At 61.2% G+C, this 237-nt stretch carries 1 protein-coding gene; it reads left to right on the top strand.

All coding sequences use genetic code 11. The features are described 5' to 3' along the window. The coding region (locus tag SB751_RS35170; protein ID WP_410749636.1) for a type VI secretion system Vgr family protein at positions 1-237 on the top strand (237 nt) is incomplete at both ends.

The following is a 237-nucleotide window of genomic DNA, read 5'->3' as shown; positions in this document are numbered from 1 at the left end:
GGCAAACAACAAGCTTCGTTTCGAGGATCGGAAAGGACGCGAAGGCATCAAGCTGTCGACGGACTATGGCGGCAAGACTCAGGTCAATCTCGGCTATCTCGTCGACAGCCGGAAGGCGGTGCGCGGTGAAGGGTTCGAGGTCAGGACCGACGAACGCGGGGTACTGCGTGCGGGCAAGGGGCTGTTCCTGACGGCCGATGTCCAGTCGAACGCGAGCGGACAGGCTTTCGACATGAC

The organism is Cupriavidus sp. SIMBA_020, assembly GCF_046535395.1.
GTDB classification, from domain to species: Bacteria; Pseudomonadota; Gammaproteobacteria; order Burkholderiales; family Burkholderiaceae; genus Cupriavidus; species Cupriavidus campinensis.
This window is presented reverse-complemented; position numbering and strand designations above follow the sequence as displayed.